The sequence below is a fragment of the Streptomyces torulosus genome, assembly GCF_001419765.1.
In the GTDB taxonomy this organism is placed as follows: Bacteria; Actinomycetota; Actinomycetes; order Streptomycetales; family Streptomycetaceae; genus Streptomyces; species Streptomyces torulosus.
Genome location: NZ_LIRK01001028.1, coordinates 1 through 1409, shown reverse-complemented (window position 1 = coordinate 1409; position 1409 = coordinate 1). Strand labels below are relative to the sequence as shown.

At 73.1% G+C, this 1409-nt stretch carries 1 protein-coding gene; it reads left to right on the top strand.

All coding sequences use genetic code 11. The features are described from left to right. Window positions 1–399 precede the first annotated feature (399 nt). Window positions 400–1409: GAF domain-containing protein (locus AOK23_RS43760; RefSeq protein WP_338056581.1), on the top strand; the 1010-nt coding region annotated here is incomplete at its 3' end.

Here is a 1409-nt window from a genome sequence, read left to right as displayed (position 1 = left end):
GGGTGAGCGTGGAGCAGGGGGGCTCGGGCTCGGGGTCAGTGGCGGCGGGCCGCGCGGGGAGCGGCGCGTCGAGCGGAAGCGGATACAAAGGGCACGTCGTCCTTCCGTGTCGCCGCCGGGCGGACGGGGACCGGACCGGCGGAGGCAAGGCGTGACAAGAACGAGGGGGATGGCAGGAGCGTTCCCTTCGGATGTGACGCTCAAGTGTGGGGGAACCGAATTCCCACCGCCGCCGGAGCCACCGTCAGGCGTCCGTACAGGCGTTTTGTATTCTCCCGTGCCCTTGTGCGAACGATGTTGTGATTCGTGTCACGCGAGGTCTAGGGTTGTATCGCTTGGCGGTCCTCGGGGCGCGCGCCGAGTGGCGGCGAGCGACGGGGAGACCTCCGGGCGAGGGAAGTGATCCCGTTGTCCGTCGCGTGGGACGACATCGGTGGGCTCGTCGACGCGCACGAGCGTTTCCTCGCCGGTGCGCGGGTCGACGCGGATGTGCGCGACCCGGTGCTCGACTCCTGGAAACGCTGCCGTTCCGCGGGACTCGAACCGGACCGGCTGCTGATCCCCTACGCACCCGATCTCACCCTGGAGGACCCCTTCCTGCACGCGGCCGACCCGGTGCTCTCCCGGCTCACCGCCTCCCTCTCCAACGTGAGCATGACCATCGTGCTCTGCGACGGCCAGGCCCGCGTGGTCCAGCGACACGGCGGCGACCGCCGGCTCCTCAGCCGTCTCGACGAGGTGAACTTCGCCCCCGGCTTCTGCGCCTCGGAGGCCGCCGCGGGCACCAACGGCGTCGGCACCGCCCTCGCCGAACGCGGGCCGGTGTACGTCCTCGGCCGGGAGCACTTCGCCGACTGCCTCTCCCCGTTCGCCTGCGCCGGGGCTCCCGTCCGCGATCCGCTCAGCGGCCGTATCGAGGCCATCCTCGACCTCACCTGCCTGCGCGACGACGGCGACCCCGCCATGCTGCGCCTCGTCCGGGAGACCGCCCACGACATCGAGGCCCGCCTGTTGGAACAGGCCACCGACCGGGAGCGGGCCCTGCTCGCCGCGTACCGCCGGGCCGCGCCGCCATCCGAGCCGTGGCCCCGCCAGCCCGACGGCCCCGCCAGGACGCGGGGGCCGTACGGCAGCGGCGCCGAGACCCTTGGCCGCGTCGACCTGGCCGTCCTCCGCGAGAAGGCCGAGGAACTCATCGCCTCCCCCCACCTCACCCTCGACCAGGTGACCCTCCCCGGCGGCCGCGTCGCCACCCTCCTGCGCCGCCCGGTCATGGGCGCGTCGGGCGAGACCGGCGTCGTCGTCGAGGCCCGGGTCCTGGGCGGACCCCAACTGCGGCACATGGAACGGACGGCGCCGACGGAGGCGGCGGAGAGGGTGGAGGAGGCGGAGAGGGCGGAGATGGGGGA